The organism is Aureibaculum luteum (assembly GCF_003449015.1).
GTDB lineage: Bacteria > Bacteroidota > Bacteroidia > Flavobacteriales > Flavobacteriaceae > Aureibaculum > Aureibaculum luteum.
The window spans coordinates 489,710-515,276 of record NZ_QRGD01000003.1; the positions used below are offsets into that span (position 1 = coordinate 489,710).

The 25,567-nt window shown below is 31.5% G+C and carries 26 protein-coding genes and 1 tRNA gene; 20 read left to right on the top strand and 7 right to left on the bottom strand.

All coding sequences use genetic code 11. The features are described 5' to 3' along the window. The first annotated feature begins 49 nt into the window (after positions 1-49). The 5 genes from D3P13_RS10370 to D3P13_RS10390 all read left to right on the top strand — a co-directional run bounded on the left by D3P13_RS10370 (position 50) and on the right by D3P13_RS10390 (position 3,685). Positions 50-688: a hypothetical protein gene (locus D3P13_RS10370; protein ID WP_117882046.1), complete on the top strand. Its 639-nt coding sequence runs from the start codon at positions 50-52 to the stop codon at positions 686-688. Positions 689-721: 33 nt separating this feature from the next. Continuing rightward, the gene (locus D3P13_RS10375; protein ID WP_157972891.1) at positions 722-1,399 is read left to right on the top strand and encodes a hypothetical protein; all 678 of its coding nucleotides are present in this window, start codon (positions 722-724) and stop codon (positions 1,397-1,399) included. A gap of 176 nt (positions 1,400-1,575) precedes the next feature. After that, positions 1,576-2,256: a hypothetical protein gene (locus D3P13_RS10380; RefSeq protein WP_117882051.1), complete on the top strand. Its 681-nt coding sequence runs from the start codon at positions 1,576-1,578 to the stop codon at positions 2,254-2,256. A gap of 15 nt (positions 2,257-2,271) precedes the next feature. After that, positions 2,272-3,057, top strand: coding sequence for a sensor histidine kinase (locus D3P13_RS10385; RefSeq protein ID WP_117882053.1), 786 nt, complete (start codon positions 2,272-2,274; stop codon positions 3,055-3,057). Then, complete coding sequence (locus D3P13_RS10390) at positions 3,050-3,685, top strand: response regulator transcription factor (protein WP_117882055.1); 636 nt, start codon at positions 3,050-3,052, stop codon at positions 3,683-3,685. The genes D3P13_RS10385 and D3P13_RS10390 overlap by 8 nt, the downstream gene beginning before the upstream one ends. Positions 3,686-3,713: 28 nt before the next feature. On the opposite strand, the gene D3P13_RS10395 is transcribed toward D3P13_RS10390, so the two are convergent. Then, positions 3,714-4,430 (bottom strand): queuosine precursor transporter, encoded by a 717-nt coding sequence (locus D3P13_RS10395; protein ID WP_117882057.1) that lies wholly within the window; start codon positions 4,428-4,430, stop codon positions 3,714-3,716. A gap of 117 nt (positions 4,431-4,547) precedes the next feature. Between D3P13_RS10395 and fabD the strand changes: the two genes are divergently transcribed. From fabD to lgt, 5 genes are read left to right on the top strand one after another with little or no spacing between them, the layout of a single operon-like run. Next, complete coding sequence (fabD, locus tag D3P13_RS10400; RefSeq protein ID WP_117882059.1) at positions 4,548-5,441, top strand: ACP S-malonyltransferase; 894 nt, start codon at positions 4,548-4,550, stop codon at positions 5,439-5,441. Further along, positions 5,441-6,193, top strand: coding sequence for an enoyl-CoA hydratase/isomerase family protein (locus D3P13_RS10405; RefSeq protein WP_117882061.1), 753 nt, complete (start codon positions 5,441-5,443; stop codon positions 6,191-6,193). The genes fabD and D3P13_RS10405 overlap by 1 nt, the downstream gene beginning before the upstream one ends. 22 nt (positions 6,194-6,215) lie before the next feature. After that, a complete protein-coding gene (locus D3P13_RS21925; RefSeq protein WP_157972892.1) occupies positions 6,216-6,359 on the top strand; it encodes a hypothetical protein in 144 nt (47 codons plus the stop codon). Between the two features lies 1 nt (position 6,360). Beyond that, a complete protein-coding gene (locus tag D3P13_RS22085; RefSeq protein WP_198680008.1) occupies positions 6,361-6,531 on the top strand; it encodes a hypothetical protein in 171 nt (56 codons plus the stop codon). Positions 6,532-6,578: 47 nt separating this feature from the next. Further along, the gene (lgt, locus tag D3P13_RS10410; RefSeq protein WP_117882063.1) at positions 6,579-7,412 is read left to right on the top strand and encodes a prolipoprotein diacylglyceryl transferase; all 834 of its coding nucleotides are present in this window, start codon (positions 6,579-6,581) and stop codon (positions 7,410-7,412) included. 23 nt (positions 7,413-7,435) lie between these two features. On the opposite strand, the gene D3P13_RS10415 is transcribed toward lgt, so the two are convergent. Next, a complete protein-coding gene (locus D3P13_RS10415; RefSeq protein WP_117882065.1) occupies positions 7,436-8,095 on the bottom strand; it encodes a hypothetical protein in 660 nt (219 codons plus the stop codon). 97 nt (positions 8,096-8,192) lie between these two features. Here D3P13_RS10415 and D3P13_RS10420 point away from each other — a divergent pair, with 97 nt between their 5' ends. Continuing rightward, positions 8,193-9,524 (top strand): aspartate kinase, encoded by a 1,332-nt coding sequence (locus D3P13_RS10420; RefSeq protein ID WP_117882067.1) that lies wholly within the window; start codon positions 8,193-8,195, stop codon positions 9,522-9,524. A 52-nt stretch (positions 9,525-9,576) separates the two neighbouring features. On the opposite strand, the gene D3P13_RS10425 is transcribed toward D3P13_RS10420, so the two are convergent. The 4 genes from D3P13_RS10425 to D3P13_RS10440 are packed head-to-tail and all read right to left on the bottom strand — an operon-like array spanning position 9,577 to position 14,177. Continuing rightward, positions 9,577-10,575 carry an NAD(P)H-dependent glycerol-3-phosphate dehydrogenase gene (locus tag D3P13_RS10425; protein WP_117882069.1) on the bottom strand — a complete coding sequence of 333 codons (999 nt, stop codon included), beginning with the start codon at positions 10,573-10,575 and terminating at the stop codon, positions 9,577-9,579. After that, positions 10,576-12,384 (bottom strand): GNAT family N-acyltransferase, encoded by a 1,809-nt coding sequence (locus D3P13_RS10430; RefSeq protein ID WP_117882071.1) that lies wholly within the window; start codon positions 12,382-12,384, stop codon positions 10,576-10,578. It abuts the gene before it with no gap. Between the two features lie 33 nt (positions 12,385-12,417). After that, positions 12,418-13,668 carry an aspartate kinase gene (locus D3P13_RS10435; protein ID WP_117882073.1) on the bottom strand — a complete coding sequence of 417 codons (1,251 nt, stop codon included), beginning with the start codon at positions 13,666-13,668 and terminating at the stop codon, positions 12,418-12,420. Between the two features lie 26 nt (positions 13,669-13,694). Further along, entirely contained in the window at positions 13,695-14,177 is a 483-nt protein-coding gene (locus tag D3P13_RS10440) for a GNAT family N-acetyltransferase (RefSeq protein WP_117882075.1), read from the bottom strand. A gap of 74 nt (positions 14,178-14,251) precedes the next feature. On the opposite strand from D3P13_RS10440, the gene fbp reads away from it, so the two are divergent. After that, entirely contained in the window at positions 14,252-15,271 is a 1,020-nt protein-coding gene (gene fbp, locus D3P13_RS10445) for a class 1 fructose-bisphosphatase (RefSeq protein WP_117882078.1), read from the top strand. 84 nt (positions 15,272-15,355) lie between these two features. On the opposite strand, the gene D3P13_RS10450 is transcribed toward fbp, so the two are convergent. Beyond that, a complete protein-coding gene (locus D3P13_RS10450) occupies positions 15,356-16,942 on the bottom strand; it encodes an FMN-binding glutamate synthase family protein (protein ID WP_117882080.1) in 1,587 nt (528 codons plus the stop codon). An 84-nt stretch (positions 16,943-17,026) separates the two neighbouring features. Between D3P13_RS10450 and folB the strand changes: the two genes are divergently transcribed. From folB to D3P13_RS10490, 8 genes are all read left to right on the top strand, one after another. Continuing rightward, the gene (gene folB, locus D3P13_RS10455; protein ID WP_117882081.1) at positions 17,027-17,383 is read left to right on the top strand and encodes a dihydroneopterin aldolase; all 357 of its coding nucleotides are present in this window, start codon (positions 17,027-17,029) and stop codon (positions 17,381-17,383) included. 55 nt (positions 17,384-17,438) lie between these two features. Then, positions 17,439-17,509: transfer RNA gene (locus D3P13_RS10460), tRNA-Cys, on the top strand. 175 nt (positions 17,510-17,684) lie between these two features. Then, on the top strand, positions 17,685-18,545 hold the full coding sequence (locus D3P13_RS10465; RefSeq protein ID WP_117882084.1) for an MBL fold metallo-hydrolase: 861 nt from the start codon (positions 17,685-17,687) through the stop codon (positions 18,543-18,545). Positions 18,546-18,555: 10 nt separating this feature from the next. After that, positions 18,556-20,247 (top strand): S8 family peptidase, encoded by a 1,692-nt coding sequence (locus D3P13_RS10470; protein ID WP_117882086.1) that lies wholly within the window; start codon positions 18,556-18,558, stop codon positions 20,245-20,247. 126 nt (positions 20,248-20,373) lie between these two features. After that, positions 20,374-22,200, top strand: a complete 1,827-nt coding sequence (locus tag D3P13_RS10475; RefSeq protein ID WP_117882088.1) for a M1 family metallopeptidase — start codon at positions 20,374-20,376, stop codon at positions 22,198-22,200. 207 nt (positions 22,201-22,407) lie between these two features. Beyond that, complete coding sequence (locus D3P13_RS10480) at positions 22,408-23,577, top strand: type III secretion system chaperone family protein (protein WP_117882090.1); 1,170 nt, start codon at positions 22,408-22,410, stop codon at positions 23,575-23,577. 18 nt (positions 23,578-23,595) lie between these two features. Beyond that, positions 23,596-24,663, top strand: coding sequence for a trypsin-like peptidase domain-containing protein (locus tag D3P13_RS10485; protein ID WP_117882092.1), 1,068 nt, complete (start codon positions 23,596-23,598; stop codon positions 24,661-24,663). A gap of 190 nt (positions 24,664-24,853) precedes the next feature. Then, positions 24,854-25,504: a hypothetical protein gene (locus tag D3P13_RS10490; RefSeq protein ID WP_157972893.1), complete on the top strand. Its 651-nt coding sequence runs from the start codon at positions 24,854-24,856 to the stop codon at positions 25,502-25,504. The last annotated feature ends 63 nt before the right edge of the window (positions 25,505-25,567 follow it).

Here is a 25,567-nt window from a genome sequence, read left to right on the forward strand (position 1 = left end):
TTTGTAATTTGCCGTTACATAAAACTGAATTAAACTTAAAACACTAACTATGAAGTATTTTAAATTATTGAAGCAGAAATTAAAGGTTATTATTACTCTTTTATTAGCTGTAAGCATGTTGTTAATTTCATGTGATGAAAAAAAACCACATCAAGCGGATGTAGTACCCAGTAAAGATATGTTAGCTCATATTATAAAACCTGAAAAGGCCGTAACAATCTACCAAAATTATGAAAAGGAAAGAATTGATATTCTAAAAGACACACTCCGATCTATATATAATGATGATAATTTTAACGACACACGTAGAGTATGGTTCGACTTAAAAATGTTGAAAAACTATATCGCTTACGTTGAAAAAAAATCTGCTGAAAATAAAATTTCTCCGGAGGGACTTCAATTTTACTTTAGCGTTTATGGCAGTGATGAGGGTAAACAAAAAAACCATCAAACGTTTTTTATTGCACCTACTACAAAAAACGAAGGTGTACAATCTGGTTATACACTTGAAACGGTAAATGATAAAACACGGCCATTATTTTTAAAAACAATCTTAAGTAATAGAAAATACAAAGCAACTCAAAGTCAACAAGTGGAAAAAGCAGGGTTCTTTTCAATTACTGTAGCTGATGAAGATGGTTTATTATTAAATGATGGAGAAACTTCTCCTCCAATGGAAAATAACTAAATCAACAAAAAGTCTATAAACAAATAAGTACTTATGTCTGAAACCGCAATATCATTAATTAAAAACTCGGTAAAATACTCCGAGTTACTTTCAGCTATTGTAGGTACAGTATATTTTTATAAGTATAAGCATACAACGCTGAAATATTTTCTCTATTTGTTGTGGTATATAACAATAACTGAATTTTTGGGTTGGTATATTAGGGTTACAGGGAACATGGCCTATATTGACGAAAATGGGTGGATATATAATAAATGGCTTTATAATATTCTTAACATCGTTACATTTAGCACTGTTTATATTATATATTATAGATATCTAAAAACGCAACTATTTAAGAAATGGATAAAGGTATTTTTAATAGTGTTTTTATTGGTTAATATTTTGAACTGGGCTTTTATTCAAAATTTTATAAAGGAGGGTGCTGTATTTCCAAAAATTATTGGTTCAGTTTTCTTAATAATATCTATTATATTCTATTTCATTGAATTGCTCCGGTCTGAAAAAATAGTCATATTTCACAGACTTCTATTATTTTGGATTAGCGTAGGATTGCTTTTATTTTATACAGGAACAATTCCTTTTGTCTTAAAATGGAATGGCTTTATGGTAATTAAAGGAGTTCATGAGTTATTTTTAATCTTGTACATTTTAGCAATAATTATGTATTTAACATTTACATTTGGTTTTATATGGAGCAAGAAGGAGTAACGTTAATCATTTTAGTAACCTCTATTATAGTATTGATTTTTTCCATTGCTATGATAGTATTGTTTATTGTTTTTCAAAACAGAAAAAATAAGTTATTGATTGATAATAAAACCTTAAATAATCTAATTAAAGATAATATTTCTTCTTTTGATATTTAACACCAAAAAATAAATAAGATGTCAATAGATTCTTTTAGAAATTTTATCGTATTCTCAGAATTATTGTCAGCAACTATTGGTACAATTTATTTTTACAAGTATAAGCACACTCCCTTAAAATATTTTCTATTTTTACTTTGGTATATTACCATAACCGAATGTATTGGATGGTATGCAAGAAATAACAGTGTTTTGGTTTTTTTTGACAAAGATGGGGTAGGCTACAATCTATGGTTATTCAACCTATTATATTTTATACTTTTTGTTGTAATTTTTATGATTTATTTAAAAATCATTAATAATTCCAAACAAAAAAAAATCATTAAAGTATTTATACTCTCTTATATACTTATTTCGATAATAAATTGGACTTTTATACAGAGTTTTGCTTTTGAAATGTCTGAACTACCCTATGTAGCGGGATCAATTTTCCTGATTATTACCATCATGTTTTATTTTACACAATTACTAAAGTCAGACAGAATAATAATTTTTCATAAAACATTATTATTCTGGATAAGTGTAGGTCTTCTATTATTTCATACTGGAACTATACCTTTTTCATTAAAATACAACGATTACACCGTTTTTCCAGGTATACACAAATTATATTTAATTATTTATATATTGGCTATAACAATGTACCTGATCTTTACATTTGGCTTTATATGGAGCAAAAGAGTAGAAAAGATTGATTAAATTAGTTATACCATTATGGAGCAAGGAGACATAACTATCATAATTTTAATTGCAACGCTTACTATTGTTTTATTGATTGTTATTATCATTATAATTTTTAGTATTTTTCAAAATAGAAAGGTTAAATTTTTATTTGACAAAGAAGTAGCAAAGCAGCGTTTTGATGAAGAAATTATCAAATCAAAATTAGAAACGCAAGAACAAACCTTGCAAAATATAAGTTGGGAGTTGCATGATAATGTTGGGCAATTACTTTCGGTTGCAAGAATGCAACTGAATATGGTGCAACCTAGTTTAACTGAAGAGCAAAAAACTTTAGTACAAGACACGGGCGATATTATTTCAAAAAGTTTACAAGAAATAAGATCATTATCAAAATTGTTAAATCCTGAAGTGGTTAAAAATATTGGTTTACATGAGGCTATACAACTTGAAATTGACCGATTTAACCGACTAAATTATATAAATGCTACCTTTGATGTTAAAGGTAATATTACACCTATTAATCAAAAAGATGAAATTATTTTATTTAGAATTGTTCAGGAATTTCTTTCTAATTCCATTAAACATTCTAAATCTAAGAAAATTGAAATCACGGCAAACTGTACCCATGAATTTTTAAAAATTAAAATTCAAGATTACGGGGTCGGTTTTGACGAAAATATAGTTAAAAAGGGCTCAGGATTGCTAAATATGAAGAGCCGTGCAAAACTAATTAACGCCGAGTTTGATTTAAAATCTGAAAAAGACAAAGGGGTTTCACTAACTTTAACATATCCAAAACAAAAAAAAGATGTCTAAACATACTGTTGCCATAATAGATGACCACCTACTTTTTGCTCAATCATTAAAAGGATTAATCAATACTTTTAATGAATTTGAAGTAACACAGCACGCTTTAAATGGAAAGATTTTTATCGACAACTTAAAGAACGAATCTAAACTTCCTGAAATAGCCTTAATGGATTTAAATATGCCCATTATGGATGGCTTAGAAACGACTAAATTTTTAAATGAAAATTATCCAAGTATTAAAGTGTTAGCTTTATCAATGGACGACAATGAAAGTTCTATTTTAAAAATGATTAAGAATGGAGCCAAAGGGTATTTACTCAAAGACATCCATCCTGATATTTTAAAAGAAGCATTATTAGCCTTAATTAATGAAGGTTATTACCATTCAAAAAGAGTTTCTGACACCTTAGTTCATTCACTACATCCTACTGAAGAACCTAAAATAAAGCTATTAGGCAGAGAATTGGAATTTTTAAAATTGGCAAGTACAGAAATGACTTATAAAGAGATTGCAGATGTTATGCATTTAAGTCCAAAAACTATTGATGGTTACCGTGAGCAACTTTTTAAAAAATTACAAGTAAAAAACAGAATTGGTATGGTCGTTTATGCCCTTAAAAATGATTTAGCTTAACACTTTGTTCTACACAAACGACCTCTTACTACTTGTTATTTATCGGCAGAACCTCTGCGTCTAATATTAATTCATCTCCAACTTCTAGATTAAATAACTGTCTAAAATAGTGTACCGCAATATATAAAATTGGTGTATCTAAAAATGCAATCATTACCTTAAACAGAAACCCATTTAATAATAATTTTCCAAATAATTCCCATTCTATAATTCCAAAAGAACACAGTAAAAATAGCACTGAAAAGGTATCTAAAAACTGAGAGGTAACTGTAGAGAAATTATTTCTCAACCATAAATGCCTCCCCTTGGTTAACTTTTTCCAATAATGGTAAATGCGTATATCTACAAACTGAGCTAACAAATAGGCAATCATAGAAGAAAACACTGCTAATACTGACAAGCCAAAAACATTATTAAATACGGTATCATTAACAGGCGACCATGAAGTGGCCGGTACTGCCTCGGCAACAAATATAATAAGCAACGAAAAAAATGATGCAAAAATTCCAGCAATTACTACCTGGTTTGCCTTTTTCTTACCATAGATTTCAGAAATAAGATCAGTAACTAAAAAGGTTAATGGATAGGGCAAAATACCAACAGAAATTTCAAAAGTGTAAACACCAAAAAAATCCCAGGTGAAAAACTTTTGAAATATTAAATTAGATACTACCAATGAGGTAATAAAAAGTGCTGCTAAAACTAAGTAAATCTTGTAGCCTAGTAATTTTTTTTCGTGATCCATAGTAGAATTACGAAAGTATAAAATATTTGTGAAAGTAGTAAGAAAACTAACTTAACAATCACAACACTTGTTAGGTTCAAATTTTCTATTTTTGTAAAACAACTTTAAAACCAACTTATGCACGCATATATTTTCCCTGGTCAAGGAGCTCAATTTTCAGGAATGGGTTTAGACATCTACGAAAAATCTAATATTGCTCAAGATCTTTTTGAACAAGCCAATTCAATATTAGGGTTTTCAATAACTGATATTATGTTCGAAGGCACCCCTGAACAACTGAAAGAAACCAAAGTTACGCAACCTGCAATATTTTTACACTCTGTAGCCTTAGCAAAAACTTTAGGTGATAGTTTTAAACCAGAAATGGTTGCTGGCCATTCTTTAGGAGAATTTTCTGCCTTAGTCGCCAACGGCACTTTATCATTTGAAGACGGATTAAAATTAGTGTCGCAACGAGCTTTAGCCATGCAAAAAGCATGTGAAATACAACCATCTACAATGGCGGCCGTTTTAGGCTTAGAAGATGAGATTGTCGAAAATATTTGTGAAAAAACGCCAGGAATTGTAGTTGCCGCAAATTATAACTGCCCTGGTCAATTGGTTATTTCAGGTGAAGTTTCTGCCATAAACCTAGCCTGCGAAGCCTTAACAGCTGCAGGAGCTAGAAGAGCTTTAGTATTGCCTGTTGGTGGTGCTTTTCACTCTCCATTAATGGAACCTGCACGTGAAGAATTAGCCGCGGCGATCGAAAACACATTGTTTAGCGAACCCAATTGCCCAATATATCAAAACGTAGCGGCTAAGGCCGTAAGTAATGCCTCTGATATTAAAAAGAACTTGGTAGCTCAATTAACAGCTCCTGTACGTTGGACACAATCGATTCAGCAAATGATTAAAGATGGTGCTACTGAATTTACTGAAGTTGGACCTGGTAAAGTTTTACAAGGTTTAATGCGAAAAATTGACAGATCTGTTACCGCTAATGGAGCAACTTTTGAAGAAAACAACTAATGAAAGGCACCGTACTTACTAGTATTAAAGAAAATATAGCAACACTTACTTTTGGACATCCGGCAAGTAATTCTTTTCCTACTGAACTTTTAGATAGACTGATAGAAAATATTAATCGTTTAAGTGAAGACTCTTCTATTCAAGTCATTATTTTACAAAGTGAGGGTGATAAAACATTCTGTGCAGGTGCTTCTTTTGACGAATTAATTGCCATTAATAATTTAGAAGAAGGCAAACAATTCTTTTCTGGATTTGCCAACTTAATCAATGCTATGCGGACTTGCTCTAAACCAATTATTGGTAGAGTTCAAGGAAAAGCAGTTGGTGGTGGCGTTGGTATTATTGCCGCAACTGACTATTGTTTTGCCACCGAAAAAGCTGATATTAAATTGTCAGAACTTACCATTGGTATTGGTCCTTTTGTAATTGAACCTGCGGTTACTCGTAAAATTGGAATTGCTGCATTTAGCAAACTTTCTTTAGATGCTACCGAATGGCATTCTGCCTATTGGGCAAAAGAGAATAATTTATATGCTAGAGTTTTTGAAAACACTAGAGATATGGATGCATATGTAGAAAGTCTTTCAAAAAAATTAGCGAGCTACAACCCCGATTCCTTAAAAGCAATGAAAAAAGTGTTTTGGGAAGGTACAGAAAATTGGAAAACCTTATTAATAGAAAGAGCAGAAATTAGTGGACAATTGGTATTGTCTGATTTTACTAAAGAAGCTCTTCAAAAATTTAAAAAATAACCACTAATAGATATTTAAAAGTATGATGACAATAACCTTATTTTCGAAAATCGCATTAATCAGTCAAGCAGAAGCTGCTGGTGAAAATGTTGGCCAATATCTTTGGTATGTAATTTTAGTAGTGGCAATTTATTTTATTGTCCGTAGAATTAGAAAGAAAAAATAATATGAATTTGTTAACCATAGTACAACAACTTGATATTGAAAAAAAGCTCAAGGACGCTCCTGATGGCGGCTATGAAATAGGTATTTTAATTGGCACTTATTTACCGTTTGCTGTACTAGTTGTCATTGCCTATATCATGTATCATAGGGCAAAAAAGAAAAAAAGGTTTTAATATTTTATAATTACTGTACTTAAAATTGAATAGACTCAGCACAACTTATGAATGAAAGAATTGTAACTTGGAATCTTGATCCAGTTATTTATTGGATAACTGATTCTTTTCCATTAAAATATTATGGCTTATTTTTCATAACAGGTCTTCTTTTGGCTAATTATGTGGCCAAACGTATTTACATTAAAGAAAATATCCCAGTTAAAAATTTAGAGAAGTTGTTTTTCTATATTATTATTGGAATCGTCTTAGGAGCAAGACTCGGACATTGTTTCTTTTATGAGCCTTCATATTACTTTCAAAACCCTATCGAAATTTTATTGCCAATTCAAAAGATAGAAGGTTCTTATCAATTTACAGGTTTCCAAGGATTAGCAAGTCATGGAGGTGCTATTGGTGCTTTAATTGCAATTGGCATTTACTGCAAAAAATATAAAACAAACTTTTTATGGGTCTTAGACAGAATCGCAATTGCCACACCAATAGTAGCTGTCTTCATTAGATTAGGGAATTTTATGAACTCTGAAATTTATGGAAAACCAACAGATGGGAATTGGGGTGTTATTTTTCAAAGAGATGATTTAATACCACGACATCCAACCCAACTTTACGAAGCATTTTCATACCTTTTAATATTCGGAATTTTACTATTTACCTATAAGAAAATGGCTAATAAATTACCTAACGGACAAATTTTTGGACTACTTTTAGTCTTAGTGTTTTCTGCTAGATTTATGATTGAATTTTTTAAAGAAAACCAAGTAGGGTTTGAAGACGCAATGAGTATCAATATGGGACAAATTTTAAGCATTCCTTTTATTATTGTTGGACTTATATTGATTTTTATAAAAAGAAGGTCAACACAATCTGTAAAGCACTAAATTAAGGAAACACCCAACTTACCCTAAGACAACTTCATATCCATTAAAATAGAAAAAGTCTGTTTAATATCGGTTTCTTTAACTACTATAGTAATTTCATTTGTAGTTGAAATTATCTCTTGCACTGAAATATTTGCCCAAGCCAATTGTTTTAAAATAAAATAATAAATACCAGACTGTTCCACATTAGTCTTCGGTAATTTTATGGTTAATGAAGCTAAATTTGAAGCCGCCCAAAGCACCTCTTCACCATCAAATATTTCTTCAACTTTTAGTTTTAGTTTTTTACTTATTACAATACTCGTTTCAAAGACACCTTGTGATATGGTAAAGAAATTATCACTATCATTACCAATATCATTTAGTAATTTGGTTATTTTCGAAACTAAGGTTGCCGTATTTTTAAATGTATAATCACATAAGTCTGATCGCATAATAAAGTCGCCAGAAGACAAGGCTATTCGTTTAATATTTTTTCTAACTTTTAACACACTGGATGGCGACAACCTATTCACAGCCATCATTATAGCACCCTCTTTTATTTCTTTCTTTAATATTTTTTCAACTTCTGGTTTTATAACTCTAGCTAATGACGATACGTTAATTAATTTATCATAAAGGGCCTCTTCAATAAATGGCGTTTTATTTATAATTGCAGTAACAGCTTCTTGAATGGTTTTCATTTGTTTAAATTTAAACTATTTGTTATAATTTGTAAAAATAAATTAAAAAGTTGTATAACAATGCGAACTAAGCAACTTTTGTGTAAAATTTTAGATTATGATAGTTTTTAAATTTGGTGGAACGTCAGTTGGTAGTGCCGAAAACATAAAAAAAGTAGCAGCCATTATAAATGATTGTGACCGTGAAAAAATAATAGTTTTATCGGCTGTTTCAGGCACCACAAATAGCTTAGTTGAAATAAATAACTGTCTAGCTAATGATAAAAAAGAAGATGCTATTGCCATAATTAACAAACTGGAGTTAAGCTATAACCAATTGATTTCAGAATTATTTAATGAAGAAAGTCACCACTTAGATGCACAGCCATTCATTAAAACGAAATTCGAAGAATTAAGATTGTTTACTAATGAAGCGACTAAAAATGAAAAAATAATTTTAGCTCAAGGTGAAATTATCTCCACCAATTTGTTTCAAATTTACCAAAAACAATTAGGTAATTCTACAGCATTAATTTCAGCTCTTGATTTTATGTCAATTGACACGAATGAAGAACCTGAAAACGAAAAAATAAAAACAAAATTAACTGCAATTTTAGCTAATAACAAGGCTAAAACAATTATTACACAAGGTTTTATTTGCCTAAACCCCAATAACGAGGTTGATAATTTAAAAAGAGGGGGTAGTGATTATAGTGCTTCTTTAATTGGTGCCGCTATTAATGCAGAACAAATACAAATTTGGACAGACATTGATGGTATGCACAACAACGACCCTCGATATGTTGAAAACACTTTTCCAATAGGAGAAATCTCTTTCGACGAGGCGGCAGAATTAGCGTATTTCGGAGCAAAAATTTTGCATCCACAAAGTATAATTCCTGCTCAAAAAAATAATATTCCCGTTCTCCTAAAAAATACATTTAATCCTGAAGCAAAAGGAACTTTAATTAAAAATTGTCACAATAGTACTGGTGTTAGAGCCATTGCTGCTAAAGATGGTATTATTGCTATAAAAATAAAATCATACCGAATGCTAATGGCATATGGTTTTTTAAATAATGTTTTTGCAGTCTTTGAAAAATATCACACTCCAATTGATATGATTACCACTTCAGAAATTGCGGTTTCACTTACCATAGACAATCAGAAATATCTGAAAGAAATTGTTGAAGAATTGAACACTATTGGTAAAGTAGAATATGACACTGACATGAGTATTATTTGTCTTGCTGGTAATTTTTCACATAGTGGAAAAGGAATCAGTGCGGCTGTATTAAATTGTTTAACTGATGTAGCTATACGCATGATTTCCTACGGTGGTAGCCAATATAACATTTCACTACTGGTTGAAAAGAACGATAAGGTTAGGGCATTAAATTTATTAAATGAAGGATTATTTGTACAACAAAACAAACCTCAAGAAGCTTAAAATAAATTTTGAAATTGGTAATTTATTCAGAATTTTTTCTTTGAAATTTTAGCTAGTCTAGGATATCTGACAATTTTTCAAACTCTTTTTTGGGATCTTTATTTTCGTAAAGAATTTTATAAATGGTATCAATTATTGGTGTTTTAGCACCATTTTCTTCCTTGATTTTATAAGCACTTTTTGTAGCATAATACCCTTCAGCCACCATACTCATTTCTAGCATTGCAGATTTTACGGTATAGCCTTTACCAATCATGTTACCAAACATTCTATTTCTACTGAATACTGAATATCCGGTAACTAATAAATCACCTAAATAGGCAGAATTATTAATATTACGTTTCATTTTATGTACTTTTTTAATGAAACCTTTCATTTCTCTAATGGCATTTGACATAAGTACCGCTTGGAAATTATCACCATAACCAACACCATGAGCTACTCCAGCCGCAATGGCATAAATATTTTTTAAAACCGCAGCATATTCTGTACCTACAATATCATCAGAAGTCTTTGTTTTAATATATCGACTGGCCAACAATGCACTCATAACACTCGCCTTCTTTCTATCCTTACAGGCCAAGGTTAAATACGACAAGCGTTCTAAAGCAACCTCTTCTGCATGGCAAGGCCCAGTGATAACACCAATATCTTCAAAAGGAATATTATATTTTTCATGAAAATGCTCTCCAACTATTAATCCTGATTCTGGAACAATTCCTTTTATTGCTGAAAAAATTATTCTTCCCTCAAGTGAAACATTGAGCTTATCTAACTCTTGACTAAGAAAAGCAGAAGGAATAGCAAAAACCAAATAGTCCGCATAATTAACCATTTCGTTAATATCATTACTCAATAGTAATTGCTCAGTATCAAACTCCACTGAACTTAGATATTTTGGATTATGTTGATCAGATTTAATATACTCAATTACCGAAGTACTTCGCATATACCAACCAATTTCATTAATATTTTCACTCAACATTTTTACAATAGCTGTAGCCCAACTACCGCCTCCAAAAACTGCTATTTTAGGATATTTTTTTTTCATTTATATTTGATTTTCATTCTCGGAAAGTTTTCTTTCTAACTCCGCTTGAAATTCCTCCATAACTGGTTTTACCGTGCTTTCAGGTAAGTCGGCAATTCTAATGTACATTAATCCGTCAATGGCATTATTAAATTTCGGATCAACATTAAAAGCAACCAACCTGGCATTTTGCTTTACATACTTTTTTAATAATACTGGTAAACGCAAAGCTCCTGGCTCTAATTCATCAATAATTTTATCAAATTTCTGCATATCAGATTTGCTTTCATCAAAAACAAAGTCTTTATCTACATCATTTAATTTTACTTTATATTCTTTTTTAGGATGTATATATTGAGCCAAATACGGGTCATAATAATTAGATTTCATAAACTCAATCATTAATGACTTAGAAAAATTTGAAAACTGATTACTAATACTAACCCCACCCATTAAAAATTTATGATCGGGAAACCTTAACGTTACATGCACTATTCCTTTCCATAATAAAAACAATGGCATCGGTTTTTGCTGATAGTCTTTAATAATAAAAGCCCTTCCCATTTCAATTGTTTTCTCCATCATCTTAAACAACTCTGGCTCCATTCTAAACAAGGTGCTAATGTAAAACCCTCTTATGCCATGCTTTTTAAAAATTTCTTTACCCAAGCCCATTCGATAAGCACCAGCAACTATTTTTGCCTCATTGTCCCATAGGAACATGTGCTGATAGTACTTATCATAAACATCAATATCAATATCATTATTTGTACCCTCACCCACTTCTCTAAAGGTAATTTCTCTTAGCCTTCCTATTTCACGTAATATATATGGTATTTGATCACTTTCTGCTAAAAAGACTTCATAATTCTTGCTTTCTAACAAACGAGCATCTCCACTTCTTAAGTTTTCAATTTCTTTATTAATTTTTTCAATTGAAACTGGCGGAATAACCTCTTTAGGTTGTTTCGGAATTTTTAAAGATGGTGTTTTTATGAGCCTATTATTTACCTCGAACGGATTTGCCAACATGTATGTTTTCTTTCGAAGAAAATTATGAAAATCGTCAATATCTTCATGCTCTTTTTGATCTTTTACAGAAATCACTTTCCCTATTCTAACCTTTATAATTCTACTTCCTTGACGCAGTGCTTCTGATGGCAGTTTTGCCGTCCTTAAAACACTATTTATTTTGGAAAGAAAATAGAACAACCGGCTGTTTTTTGCGTGAAAATAAATGGGAATAACAGGTACATTTGCTTTATGGATTAATTTTATAGCTCCTTCTTCCCAAGGTTTATCTACAATTAATTTTCCATCTTTATATGTTGAAACTTCCCCAGCGGGAAAAATACCCAATGAATTACCGTCTCTTAAATGTTGTAATGCATTTTTTAGTCCTGTAATACTTGATTTCGCGTCCTTGCGGTCTTCAAAAGGATTGACAGGCATTACATAGGGCTTTAACGGCTCAATTCTATGTAACAAAAAATTGCCAATTATTTTATAGTCTGGTCTTTTTTCTACCAACAACTTTAACAATAGAACACCGTCAATACCTCCTAATGGGTGATTTGAAATACTTATAAAAGCTCCATCTTTCGGTATGCGTTTTAAATCCTCTTTAGGTATTTCAAATTTTATTTGTAACTCATCTAAAATGGCATTTAAAAATACAACATCTTTTTTATCTTTATGCTTCGTGTAAACTCTGTTTAGTTTTGATAGGCGGAGAACTTTCATTAATACCCAGCCCATAAATGTACCTACAAAACCATATTTGTCTAGGTGTATTACTTTGGCAATTTCTTTAGAAGATACTAATTCCATGTTGGGTTTTTGACAGCCTCAAATATAGGTAATTTATTGAACAACTATCTGCATAGTTTCTTGAGTTAATTGTTTTAACAATACTTTGTTATTTTGTTCTAAATCCTTAATATTTTTATTTTTAAAATGTCTAACTGTATATAAAGAAACATTTTTAAAACATACTACTTTATACTTATAACTGAGCTCCGTTAATAGGTTTTTAATCAAACTAAAATTATCTTCCAAACAAATAGAAAAGCTAATTGCTGAATTTTGAATCAAGTTTACTTTCATTTTGTATTGATGAAACAAATTAAATATTTCACTAATATTTTGCTCAACGACAAAAGAAAAATCTAAAGCAGAGATGGAGAGAAATAATTGATTTTTTTTAACGATAAAACAAGGTATTTCAGGGACCAGTCTCTTACCATCACTTACATGCGTGCCCTTTTTGTTTGGGTTTAAAAATGATTTAACCAATAAAGGAATCCCCTTATTCTGCAACGGCTGCAAGGTTTTAGGGTGTATAACAGAAGCTCCATAAAAAGCCAACTCTATAGCCTCAGTGTATGATATTTGTTCCAGCAATTGTGTTTCCTTAAAATAACGAGGATCTGCATTTAAAACACCCTCTACATCTTTCCAAATCGTCAAACTATCAGCATTAAGACCATAAGCAAATATACCTGCCGAATAATCAGACCCTTCTCTTCCCAAAGTGGTAGTGTTACCATGTTCATTAGCCGCAATAAAACCCTGAGTGATGTATAATATTTGCGGATTAATTTTATTTACAATTGATTTTTCGGTCAGTTTCCAATCCACTTTAGCGTCACGATAATCACTATTCGTTTTAATACACTCTCTCACATCAAACCAAGTATTTTCAATGGCTGATTCATTTAAATAGCAACTTACAATTTTTGTGGATATGAGCTCAGCAATACTAACTATTTGATCATAAACAAAATTATAATCTGTTGATTTATTTCGAATCATAAAACCCGTTAATCCAATAAATAGATTTTCTATTTCTGAAAAAACTTTATGTTCTTTATTTTCAAATAATTCGTTTACTATATTGTAATGATAATCTCTTACTTCTTTTATAAATACTGGTAATTCTTCCTTTTTAAAAAAATAAGCGTCTGAGACTTTTTCAAAAGCATTCGTCATTTTACCCATCGCTGACACCACAATAAGTAAATCTTGGTAACCAACTTCATTTAAAACGGTAACAATATTCTTTACACCTCTAGCATCTTTTACGGATGCTCCTCCAAATTTAAATACCTTCATTTATTAAATCTGTTATGCATTGTAAATTAATTTTCTTTGGATAAATATTCAACTATTTTTTCACGAGGCATTTGACAAATATTCCATTCTTCAAATACTGTGGCTCCTGTACTTTTATAAAAATTTACAGCTGGTGTATTCCAATCTAAAACAACCCACTCAACTCTATTTATTTTGTTATTTACGGCAAACTTTAGAACACTATCATATAATGCTTTACCAATACCCTCTTGTCTATGCTTTTGGGTTACTATTAAATCTTCTAAATGCAATGAAGAGCCTTTCCAAGTTGAAAACCTATGATAAAAAAGAGCCATCCCAACAACGATATTGTCCAATTCAGCTAAATGAAGATAAAACGCAGGATGTTCTCTAAATCCATTTTCAATTAAGTCATCAACTGTTATTTCTACGGCATCAGGTTCTTTCTCAAAAACAGCCAATTCATTAATCAACTTCAGTACCGATTCCATATCATTTGGTTCGGCTTTTCTTATTTTAAAATTCATATTTTAATAATGTTTGCACAAATTTAACGTTATTTGTAGGTATAACAAGTTAGGGTTCAACAAAATCAACACAAATGCAACAGCACAGCACATTAGGTGAGTTTATTATAGAAAACCAAAAACAGTTTAAATATTCTTCAGGAGAGTTATCTCGACTAATTAACTCAATCAGATTAGCGGCAAAAGTGGTAAATCATGAAGTAAATAAAGCGGGTTTAGTTGATATATTGGGTAAAGCAGGTGAAACGAATATTCAAGGTGAAGATCAACAAAAATTAGATGTTTATGCCAACACTATTTTTATGGAAACCCTTACCAATAGAGAAATTGTTTGTGGTATAGCAAGTGAAGAAGAAGATGACTTTGTTACCATTTCGGGTAATGACGACTCAAACGAAAATAAATATGTAGTATTGATTGATCCACTTGACGGATCGTCTAACGTAGATGTAAATGTATCTGTTGGAACCATTTTTTCTATTTATAGACGTGTTACCAAATCTGGAACCCCAGTTCAGTTAGAAGATTTTTTACAAGAAGGCAATAAACAAGTTGCTGCAGGCTATATTGTTTATGGAACATCAACCATGTTGGTATTTACTACCGGTCATGGCGTAAATGGATTTACTTTGAACCCAGCTATTGGAACATTTTATCTATCGCACCCTGATATGATGTTTCCTGAAGATGGCACTATTTATTCTATAAATGAAGGTAATTATGTGCATTTTCCACAAGGTGTAAAAGATTATTTGAAATATTGCCAAATGGAAGAGGGAGATAGACCTTATACTTCGCGTTATATAGGATCATTAGTTTCTGATTTTCATAGAAACATGATCAAAGGTGGTATTTATATTTACCCAACAAGTACTAAAGCTCCTAAAGGTAAATTACGTTTATTATATGAATGTAACCCTATGGCGTTTTTAGCTGAGCAAGCAGGAGGAAAAGCATCTGATGGTTATATGAGAATTATGGATATTAAGCCAACAGAATTACACCAACGCGTTCCCTTTTTCTGCGGCAGTACCAATATGATTGACGTTGCTGAACGGTTTATGAAAAACTATCCTGCTTCTGCTGATTATTAATTATAAGAATAAGATTTTTATTATACAGAATTCAATCTAAAAGTTTCAATTTAGAGTGACGATATAACTTCTTTTTATTCAAATTTATCTAATTCTTGTAAGCTTAAAAAACTTCTGATAATTATCTGGAATTGTTTCTATTTTTAGAAGACAACCTTCTTCTACTGGTGGGTAAATCTCATCATATGTCAAAACATTATACATTCCAACTCTTTTGTTAATATGCTCACGCCTAAGATCGTAAGGTCCATCAAGACCTACAGCCGCTATGAGCTCTAAAAAACTGTGTATTGTAGCATCATGATAATTATGTGCTCTTATTGATTTGTCTTCAACATCTAGCCCTTTGACTAAGGATTTATTTTGAGTAGCAACACCAACGGGACATGTATTGTTGTTGCATTGTAATGCCTGTATACACCCAATAGACAGCATCATTGCTCGTGCACTATTACATGCATCTGCCCCTAAAGCTAAGGCTCTAGCTATATGAAAACCTGTTATTATTTTACCTGCAACTATTACTTTAATATCTTTTCGTAAGTTAAATCCTTTTAAGGTGTCATGCACAAAAACAAGTCCTTCACGTAATGGCATACCCATCGAATTTGAAAATTCTACAGGAGCTGCACCTGTCCCTCCTTCACCACCATCAACGGTTATAAAATCAGGTTTTATTCCAGTACAAATCATCGCTTCACAAAAATCCATAAACTCTTGTCTTCTTCCAATACAAAGCTTAAAACCAACAGGCTTACCACCACTTAAATCACGTAATTTTTTTATAAAATGCATAAACTCTATTGGATCTGAAAAAGCCGAATGTGATGGTGGAGAATGTACAGCAACACCTGGTTTTATATGTCTTATGGCTGCAATTTCTTCTGTGTTTTTTGAAGCTGGCAAAATACCTCCATGGCCTGGCTTAGCTCCTTGAGACAATTTTATCTCAATCATTTTAACCTCAGGCCTTATTGCATTATCTCTATATGTTTCCTCATTAAATGTACCATCATTATTTCTACAACCAAAATAGCCAGTACCAACTTGCCAAATTAAATCACCTCCATGTTTTAAATGGTATGGACTTATGCCTCCTTCACCCGTATTGTGTGCAAAATTGCCCATTTTTGCTCCTTTGTTCAATGCCATAACAGCATTGGTGCTTAATGACCCAAAACTCATGGCCGAAATATTTAATAAACTACTTGAGTAAGGCTGTTTACAATCCACACCACCAATTACTAACCTTGGAAATTTACCAATTTCTTGAGGATTTTGTTTCGCATACATTGAATGTTCCATCCATTCATAACCTGAATGGTATAAATTCATTTGTGTTCCAAATGGCTCCGTATCATTTACTTTTTTGGCACGTCTATATATTAATGATCTTAAAATTCTGTTTAAAGGTCGGCCTTCGGTATCTGTTTCTACAAAATACTGCATTATTTCAGGTCTGACAGACTCTAAAACATATCTAAAACGACCTATTAAAGGGAAATTTCTTCTAATGGTATGACTCTTTTGAATCATGTCAAAAACACCCATTAAAACTAAGGGAGCTACAATTATAAAACTCCATAAAATTCCTAGCCAAACAAGTGCCATTAACAAAATGGAAGTCACTGTAATAGTACTAATTAGTATAAAATATTTACGAGCCTTCATAGTAAAAAATTAGAAAAATAAATAGTTGAATTTACAATTGAACAAGAAACAATAATATTTTATATTTACCAAAATATTTATTTTATGGGAATTATAAAAGTGAGGAATATAAGAGTCTATGCCTACCATGGATGCTTAGATGAAGAAGGGAAAATTGGTTCTGAATATAAAGTTGACCTAGCTGTTAAATCTGACCTTTCAAAATCAGCCAAAACAGATAATTTAGCAGACACAGTAGATTATGTTCATCTTAATAGGATTGTAAAAGAAGAAATGAGTGTAAGAACTAAGTTATTGGAAACTGTAGCGGATAGAATTCTAACACGAATTATTGATGAAATTCCTATCGTTAAAAAGGCAACAGTAGAAGTTTCTAAAGTTAATCCACCCATTGGTGGTAACGTAGCTTTGGTAACTATTAAAATGTCTAAGAAAAAATAGTTATTATTTTGTGGAATCACTATTTATTTGTTTAGATTTGTAGCCTTAATTAAAAGGCGTTGTGGCCGAGTGGCTAGGCAGAGCTCTGCAAAAGCTTGTACAGCGGTTCGAATCCGCTCGACGCCTCTTTTTTTTTAAAGGATTAAATCTTAATTTTTTTCTATAAAAATGATTACTCAAACGAGCAAATTAGAAGCTATTTACATTAATTACTCCACTACTATCTCAACCTCTTTTTTCTCATTTATTTAACATTTATCTGACTTATTTTTAAGACATTTGTATTCTTTTATCTATAAAAATGAGAATATACCCAATTGAGACCGGAAATTTTAAGTTAGACGGCGGAGCCATGTTTGGCGTTGTTCCAAAAACGTTATGGCAAAAAACAAATCCTGCTGACGCTAAAAACCTTATTGATATGGGTATGCGAAGTATGTTAATTGAAGATGGAGAAAGATTAACATTGATTGACACCGGTTTAGGAAATAAACAGTCTGATAAATTTTTTAGCTATTATGACTTATATGGAGATGCCACACTAGAATCTTCGTTGGCAAAATATGGCTTTCATAGAGATGACATTACCGACGTGTTTTTGACCCATTTACATTTTGACCATTGTGGTGGAAGCATCCAATTTAATAAAGATAAAACAGGTTACGAGCCTGCCTTTAAAAATGCTAAATTCTGGAGCAATGAAGATCATTGGAAATGGGCTACTGAACCTAACGCAAGAGAAAAAGCTTCTTTTTTTAAAGAAAACATCAATCCCATAAAAGAAAGTGGACAATTAGAATTTATTAAAATGCCTACTTCAAATTTTTGTGAAAATTCAGAATTAGATTTTGATATACTATTTGTTGATGGACATACTGATAAACAAATGATTCCTCATATTAAATATAAGGGACAAACTTTAGTTTTCATGGCCGATTTACTTCCTACCACTGGGCACATCCCTTTACCTTACGTTATGGGCTATGATACTAGACCCTTATTAACCTTAGACGAAAAGCAAGTCTTTTTAAATACAGCAGCTGACAATAAATTTATGCTATTTATGGAGCATGATGCACATAATGAAATCTGTACCGTAAAACATACAGAAAAAGGTGTACGATTAGATCAAACTTTTACTTTTAACGATATTTTTAATTAATTTAATAAACATGAGAATTTTAAAACCATTTTCTTTTGTAGCAATTGCTGCAATGCTAATTACAAGTTGTGGTACAACAAAAACGACGACGAACACAACTTCTAATTCAGTAACAGAAACTATAATTGAGGTAACTACGGATAGCATAGTTCCTAAAACTGGCGAAATGACCGAGTCTGAAATACAAGAATGGCCACATATGGACATTTTTACAGATTCAATTCCTGGAATGAGTATAGATAAAGCCTATGATTTTGTAAAAAACAAAAAAGGTAAAACGGTAATTGTTGGTATCATCGATTCTGGTATTGACATTGAGCATGAAGATCTAAATGATGTTGCTTGGGTAAATGAAGACGAAATAGCTGGTAATGGGAAAGATGATGATAACAATGGATATGTTGATGATATTCATGGTTGGAACTTCTTAGGTGGCGAAAAAGGTTCAACTGCTCCTGAACAACTAGAAATGACTAGAATGGTAAAAAAATGGATGCCAAAATTTGATGGAAAATCAGCCGAAGATATTGATGAAGCAGATAAAGCAGAGTTTGAATTGTTTACCAAACTCAAGAAAACTATAGATGAAAAAAACAAGAGTGCTGAAGCTCAAGTAAATCAATACAAGGCAGTAAAAGATTTGATTGTCAAAGCTAATGATACACTTTCTAAATTATTAGTGGGTAAAGAAATGAATTTAGATAATATAAATTCAGTAAAACTTGATGATCAAATGCTGCAACAAGGTAAATTTACTATTATGAGAATTATAAGCAGTGGAGATACAGTTGAAGGTGCCGAAAAGCAACTAGATAATATTGTGAACCACTATAGTACGCAGTTAAATTCTCAATATAAAATTGATTATAATGGTCGCGTAACAGGAGATGATCCTTATGATATTACAGATACTAACTATGGAAATGCTTATACGATAGGATCTAAAGATGGTGAAATGCACGGAACACATGTTGCTGGTATTGTAGCGGCCGAAAGAAATAATGGTGTTGGAATGAATGGTGTTGCACAAAACGTAAAAATCATGTCAATTAGAGCTGTGCCGGATGGTGATGAGTATGATAAAGATGTTGCTTTAGCCATACGTTATGCAGCTGATAATGGAGCCAAAGTTGTAAACATGAGTTTTGGCAAAAGTTATTCACCTAATGCAGAGTGGGTATATGATGCTATTAAATATGCGGAAGAAAAAGATGTATTATTAGTGCATGCAGCAGGTAATGATGGTAGTGATATCGATGTTGCTGAAAATTTCCCAAATGATTCTAAAGATAAATTAGTAGAATATGCAGACAATGTAATTACAGTTGGTGCTATGACTAGACATTATGATGATAAACTTGCAGCTTCCTTTTCAAATTACGGAATAAAGAATGTAGACATATTTGCCCCAGGGTTAGAAATATACTCTACAGTACCTAAAGATGAATATGAATCAATACAAGGTACTTCAATGGCTGCTCCAGAAGTTGCAGGTGTTGCGGCTTTGGTAAGATCATATTACCCAGAATTAACGGCTAGTCAAGTTAAAAAAATTATAATGGATTCTGGTATAGAGTTTAATAACGCAGTTATAAAACCTGGAACTGAATCAAACAGAGTACCATTTAAAGATTTATCAGCTTCTGGTAAAATCTTAAATGCTTATAACGCTCTTGTTATGGCAGAAAAAATGTCAAAATAATTAAAAAGCTTATAATTTTAATTTTTTAAGAAAAAGAGAAGTCAATAGTAGATATCATTGACTTCTCTTTTTTTTTGGTTACAAACTTGTTCTTAGTATATTGCGATATATAAAATAAATTTAAAAATGAGAAAATTCACATCTTTTATTGGATTAATAATAACCATTTCGGTTGCTGCACAAAACACAAATTATTGGCAACAACATGTTGATTACAGCATGAATATTGATATGAATGTAGAAAACTATCAATATGATGGTACACAAAAATTAGTTTACACCAATAACTCTCCAGACACATTAGATGAAGTTTTCTACCATTTACAATTTAATGCCTTTCAACCAGGTAGTGATATGGATATCAGGTTACAGAACATTGCAGATCCCGATGGTAGAATGGTCAATAATCTTGGAACTAGAAAGGCTCCAATTTATGAAAGTAGAATTGCTAAATTAAAGCCAAATGAAATTGGTTTTATTAAAGTTAATGCCCTACAACAAGACGGTGTTGATGTTAAACATGAAGTTATAGGTACTATTTTAAAAGTAACTTTAAATACTCCTATAATTCCAGGTGGCAAAACAGTTTTAGACATGAACTTTAAAGGACAAGTGCCTTTACAGATTAGACGTTCTGGAAGAAACAGTGATGAAGGTATAGCTTTATCGATGACACAATGGTATCCAAAATTAGCCGAATATGATTTTGAAGGGTGGCAAACAAATCAATACATTGCCAGAGAGTTTCATGGTGTTTGGGGCGATTTTGATGTGAAAATTACGATTGATAAAGAGTATACGATAGGTGGAACGGGGTATTTACAAAACCCTAACGAAATTGGACATGGCTATTCTGATATGCCAATAAAACATAAAAAGAAAGTAAAAAAATTAACTTGGCATTTCAAAGCACCAAACGTACATGATTTTACTTGGGCTGCTGATTCTGAGTATATTCATGATAAAATTAAAGGTGAAAATGATGTTACCTTACATTTTTTCTACAAAAATGATAAAGAAATTATTGAGAATTGGAAGAAATTACAACCTAAAACAGCGGAGTTGCTATCTTACTACAACACGCATATAGGGCAATATCCATACAAACAATATTCAGTTATTCAAGGTGGTGATGGCGGAATGGAATATGCTATGTGTACCCTTATAACTGGTGGTCGTAATTTTGGATCTTTAGTGGGGGTTACGGCTCATGAATTTGCTCATACCTGGTTTCAATTTTTATTGGCAACCAACGAAACTAAGCACGAATGGATGGATGAGGGTTTTACTTCATATATTTCTAGCCAAGCCATGAACGATATTTTAAATCAAGAAAAAGAAAACCCTAATGCGGGTTCTTATAGAGGTTATTTAAGATTAGCAAAATCTGGTGTAGAAGAACCATTAACTACATTAGCTGATCATTATACTTATAACTATTCATACAGTAATTCTGCCTATAGCAAAGGTGCCGTATTTTTAGCACAATTAGGATATATAATTGGCAAAGAAAATCTTGAAAAAACGTTGAAAAAATATTTTGAGGACTTTAAATTTAAACACCCTACGCCAAATGATATTAAGCGTACTGCTGAAAAAGTATCTGGTATACAGTTAGACTGGTATTTGATCTATTTTACCAAAACAACAGCAACAATAGATTACGCTGTTGATAACGTTGACACGAATCAAATAACTCTAAAACGTATTGGAAAAATGCCAATGCCTTTAGATTTAAAAGTGACCTATACTGATGGTACTGATGAAAATTTTTATATTCCACTTAAAATGATGTTAGGCTCAAAACCAACGGCAGCAACTCCTTTAAATAGTTGGTCTTGGACAGCTCCTACATATTCCTTTAGTGCCCAAAAAGCGGTTAAATCAGTAGAAATAGACCCAAGTCATCTTATGGCAGACATTGATGACACCAATAATAATTTTGGTTTGTAATACAACAACTTTTACAAAAATACCTTTTCAAAAAACCCGTCTCTTAAAATTTAAAGAGATGGGTTTTTCTTTGCACCCCAATTTACAGGGGGATGTGTTTTGACCAGTTTCGGTTATCATTCACTTTCAAAAACTATTCATCTTTGTATCAAATAAATCATTAAACATCACGTTAAAAATTTAATCATTTAAATAACCTATCAAATTATGAACAACGTACTTCCTAAATTTAAACGTCCTTTAAAAGACTCTAATGATCCTAAAACCAATGTTTCTTATTGGGACAAAGCATTAGATGCATTTGACGAAAAAAATTATAATGAATCTTTAACCCATACGCTGAATTACATGAACAGCACACTATTAGAAGGTGTTGATACTAATGGTGCTTTTTCAATTGAGCGTGGTCAAGGTTCCGCTTTGATACATTTAGAAGTAACAGATAATATATTTAAAATAAAAGCTCCTTTTCTAAAAATTACAGAAGGCACTAACAAAATAGCCCTATTAAGAAAAGTAGGTGAAGTTAATTTTAGCCCACTTACATTAGCCCAAATTCATTTAAAAGATGATACGCTGTGGTTTGGTTATGAAATGCCATTAAGTTTGTGTCAACCTTTTAAAGTATATGATGTATTACGTGATGTTTGCGTATATGCTGATGATTATGATGATGAGTTCGTTGAAAAATACAAAGCTTCTTTCTATCAAGATTCAAAAACAATACCTCTAACGGCAGAAAATCAAGAAAAAGCATGGCAACAAATAGAAGATATTTTAAAAGATTATGAAAATTACAGTGCCTTCTTTAAAGAAAAAAGATGGGACAATTTTCAGTGGGATATCATTTTAATTTCAATTCTAAAATTGTCGAACATGCCTTATGTACATGGTACGTTAAGAACGAAATTACAAGAGTATGTAAACAACATGTTAAATGGTGATATCGATTTCCAGTTTAGAATTGATAAAGGCACAAATTTTATGAAAAAATTATGTGCAATGTCTAAAGAAGAAATCTTGAAAAACATTTATAATGCAGATGCTTTGGTTTCTTTAAAATATCGTAGTTCTACTGAAATTGTTCAAGATAATATGAAAAACAGAGAAAACATAGTGACTAACTATGTTAAAGACAATGATCATTTTGCACTCTGTTATTATTTACAATTCTCATTCTTACATTTAGTTTACAGTTATAATCTGGAAGAAGATCAGCTTAATGCAATTTATGATGTTCTTGAAAAAGTTTCTGGTTTAGAACCTGATGTGGCTAGTCCAAAATTATTAGACACTTATAATGGCTTATTAAACGGAACAGCAACACCAGTGCGAAAAAAAGCTAAAAAAGGACTTTTTTCAAAATTATTCAGTTAAAATTAAAAGATAGAAATTATGCAAAATATAGAAAAATCAATATATAAAATTATTACAGGTTCAGGCACTGGTAGTGGTTTCACTATTTCAGGTAACAATCATATTATTACCAATTATCACGTTATAGAAGGCAACAAATCCGTTGCTGTAGAAGATTATAAGAAGGATCGCTTTGTTGCTAAAGTTGTTATGGTAAATCGCGATGTTGACCTTGCTTTCTTATTTATAGAGGGTTACGAAAATAAAGAAGTTGGCATTACTTTAGATGAAGATATTGAAATTACAAATACACAAAAAATATTTATAAACGGTTATCCGTTTGGTATGCCATACACGGTTACTGAAGGTATTGTTTCTTCTGTGAGTCAACCAATGGGCAATAGACACTTCATTCAAACTGATGCTGCGGTAAACCCAGGAAACTCTGGTGGACCAATGCTAAATGAGGCTGGTAATTTAATGGGAGTAACTACCTCTAAATTTACAGATGCTGATAATGTTGGTTTTGGTATAAGACACTTAGACGTTATTAAAGAGATTAAAGATTTTATTAGTACAGATAATGCTTATCATGTAAAATGTAACTCATGCGATAGTTATACTATTGAAGAAAGTGAATTTTGTGTAAACTGCGGTAGTGATATTGACATTTCATTATTTGAAGAATTTGAAAAATCACATTTTGCAAATTTTGTTGAATCTACTTTAGTTGAGTTGGGTATGGATCCTGTACTTGGAAGGGCCGGAAGAGACTTTTGGGAATTCCATCAAGGAAGTGCACAAATACGCATTTTTGTATATAATAGAAATTACTTATTTGCCACGTCTCCATTAAATAAATTACCAAAGCAAAACCTACAAGAAGTAATGGATTATCTATTAAAAGATAATGTATCACCATATTCTTTAGGAATCTATAACAACACCATCTTTTTATCTTACCGTACGCATTTGTCTGATATCTATTCTGACCATGCAGATGAGATAAAAGAAAATATTAAAAACTTAGCTTTAAAAGCAGATGAGTTAGATGACTTTTTTGTTGACAATTACGGCTGTGAAATGTCCATTGCAGCAAAAGTTTAAATCTCATAGTTAATCCTATTAGATGCCCTCATAAAATTGAGGGCATTTTTCATTAAAAAAATGTTCTAACTTTTATTTAACACCCGTTTACAGGGGTAACAAATTGCCCTCTTACAGTCTAAACTTATTCTCACTTACCATGCATCTTTGTATCATAATAATGAATTAATCATCAACAAAAACTAATTTTATGAAAACAATGAAACACTTTTTATTTATTGCTGCTTGTGCTCTTTCTTTAATGAGTTGTGGACGAGAAATACCAACTGATTTCGACTACGGAAAAGTTGAAGAAAATACCTATACCAATGACTTTTTTGGGCTAACCATGGAAATTCCCGATGGATGGCATGTACAAGACCAAGAAACCCAAAAGATATTACAAAATGAAGGTGCTAATGCTATTGGTGGTGAAAAGCTTGCAAAAGCAATAAAAGCTGCTGAAATTACTTCAGCCAATTTGCTAATGGCATCTCAATTTGACTTGGCTACATATCAAGATCCTAAAGTATTAAATTCTAATTTCACATTAGTAGCCGAAAATTTAGGTATTTCATCTGCTACTATAAAAGATGGAGATGCTTATTTAGAAGTGAGTAAAAAACAATTTAGAAACAATAATGTTCCTATTGAAATAAAAGGTGATACTAAAAAAATAGATATAGACGGGAAAACATTTCACTATTTTGATGGTGTATTAACAATGCAGGGCCTAAAAATAAAACAACGATACATGTCAACCATTTTAAATGGATTTGCAATACTTTATGTTGCAACCTATGGTTCAGATGATCAATTAGAAAATTTAATGCAAGTGTTAAATACAACTCGTTTTAAATAATTCCTTAACTATAAGGCATAAAAAAATCCGCTTAAAAGCGGATTTTTTTTATTTATGTCAATT

Excerpts from the sequence above, each read along its gene's own strand:
- D3P13_RS10370 (WP_117882046.1), top strand. The coding sequence starts at position 50 with ATGAAGTATTTTAAATTATTGAAGCAGAAATTAAAGGTTATTATTACT.
- D3P13_RS10375 (WP_157972891.1), top strand. The coding sequence starts at position 722 with ATGTCTGAAACCGCAATATCATTAATTAAAAACTCGGTAAAATACTCC.
- D3P13_RS10380 (WP_117882051.1), top strand. The coding sequence starts at position 1,576 with ATGTCAATAGATTCTTTTAGAAATTTTATCGTATTCTCAGAATTATTG.
- D3P13_RS10385 (WP_117882053.1), top strand. The coding sequence starts at position 2,272 with ATGGAGCAAGGAGACATAACTATCATAATTTTAATTGCAACGCTTACT.
- D3P13_RS10390 (WP_117882055.1), top strand. The coding sequence starts at position 3,050 with ATGTCTAAACATACTGTTGCCATAATAGATGACCACCTACTTTTTGCT.
- D3P13_RS10395 (WP_117882057.1), bottom strand. The coding sequence starts at position 4,430 with ATGGATCACGAAAAAAAATTACTAGGCTACAAGATTTACTTAGTTTTA.
- fabD (WP_117882059.1), top strand. The coding sequence starts at position 4,548 with ATGCACGCATATATTTTCCCTGGTCAAGGAGCTCAATTTTCAGGAATG.
- D3P13_RS10405 (WP_117882061.1), top strand. The coding sequence starts at position 5,441 with ATGAAAGGCACCGTACTTACTAGTATTAAAGAAAATATAGCAACACTT.
- D3P13_RS21925 (WP_157972892.1), top strand. The coding sequence starts at position 6,216 with ATGATGACAATAACCTTATTTTCGAAAATCGCATTAATCAGTCAAGCA.
- D3P13_RS22085 (WP_198680008.1), top strand. The coding sequence starts at position 6,361 with ATGAATTTGTTAACCATAGTACAACAACTTGATATTGAAAAAAAGCTC.
- lgt (WP_117882063.1), top strand. The coding sequence starts at position 6,579 with ATGAATGAAAGAATTGTAACTTGGAATCTTGATCCAGTTATTTATTGG.
- D3P13_RS10415 (WP_117882065.1), bottom strand. The coding sequence starts at position 8,095 with ATGAAAACCATTCAAGAAGCTGTTACTGCAATTATAAATAAAACGCCA.
- D3P13_RS10420 (WP_117882067.1), top strand. The coding sequence starts at position 8,193 with ATGATAGTTTTTAAATTTGGTGGAACGTCAGTTGGTAGTGCCGAAAAC.
- D3P13_RS10425 (WP_117882069.1), bottom strand. The coding sequence starts at position 10,575 with ATGAAAAAAAAATATCCTAAAATAGCAGTTTTTGGAGGCGGTAGTTGG.
- D3P13_RS10430 (WP_117882071.1), bottom strand. The coding sequence starts at position 12,384 with ATGGAATTAGTATCTTCTAAAGAAATTGCCAAAGTAATACACCTAGAC.
- D3P13_RS10435 (WP_117882073.1), bottom strand. The coding sequence starts at position 13,668 with ATGAAGGTATTTAAATTTGGAGGAGCATCCGTAAAAGATGCTAGAGGT.
- D3P13_RS10440 (WP_117882075.1), bottom strand. The coding sequence starts at position 14,177 with ATGAATTTTAAAATAAGAAAAGCCGAACCAAATGATATGGAATCGGTA.
- fbp (WP_117882078.1), top strand. The coding sequence starts at position 14,252 with ATGCAACAGCACAGCACATTAGGTGAGTTTATTATAGAAAACCAAAAA.
- D3P13_RS10450 (WP_117882080.1), bottom strand. The coding sequence starts at position 16,942 with ATGAAGGCTCGTAAATATTTTATACTAATTAGTACTATTACAGTGACT.
- folB (WP_117882081.1), top strand. The coding sequence starts at position 17,027 with ATGGGAATTATAAAAGTGAGGAATATAAGAGTCTATGCCTACCATGGA.
- D3P13_RS10465 (WP_117882084.1), top strand. The coding sequence starts at position 17,685 with ATGAGAATATACCCAATTGAGACCGGAAATTTTAAGTTAGACGGCGGA.
- D3P13_RS10470 (WP_117882086.1), top strand. The coding sequence starts at position 18,556 with ATGAGAATTTTAAAACCATTTTCTTTTGTAGCAATTGCTGCAATGCTA.
- D3P13_RS10475 (WP_117882088.1), top strand. The coding sequence starts at position 20,374 with ATGAGAAAATTCACATCTTTTATTGGATTAATAATAACCATTTCGGTT.
- D3P13_RS10480 (WP_117882090.1), top strand. The coding sequence starts at position 22,408 with ATGAACAACGTACTTCCTAAATTTAAACGTCCTTTAAAAGACTCTAAT.
- D3P13_RS10485 (WP_117882092.1), top strand. The coding sequence starts at position 23,596 with ATGCAAAATATAGAAAAATCAATATATAAAATTATTACAGGTTCAGGC.
- D3P13_RS10490 (WP_157972893.1), top strand. The coding sequence starts at position 24,854 with ATGAAAACAATGAAACACTTTTTATTTATTGCTGCTTGTGCTCTTTCT.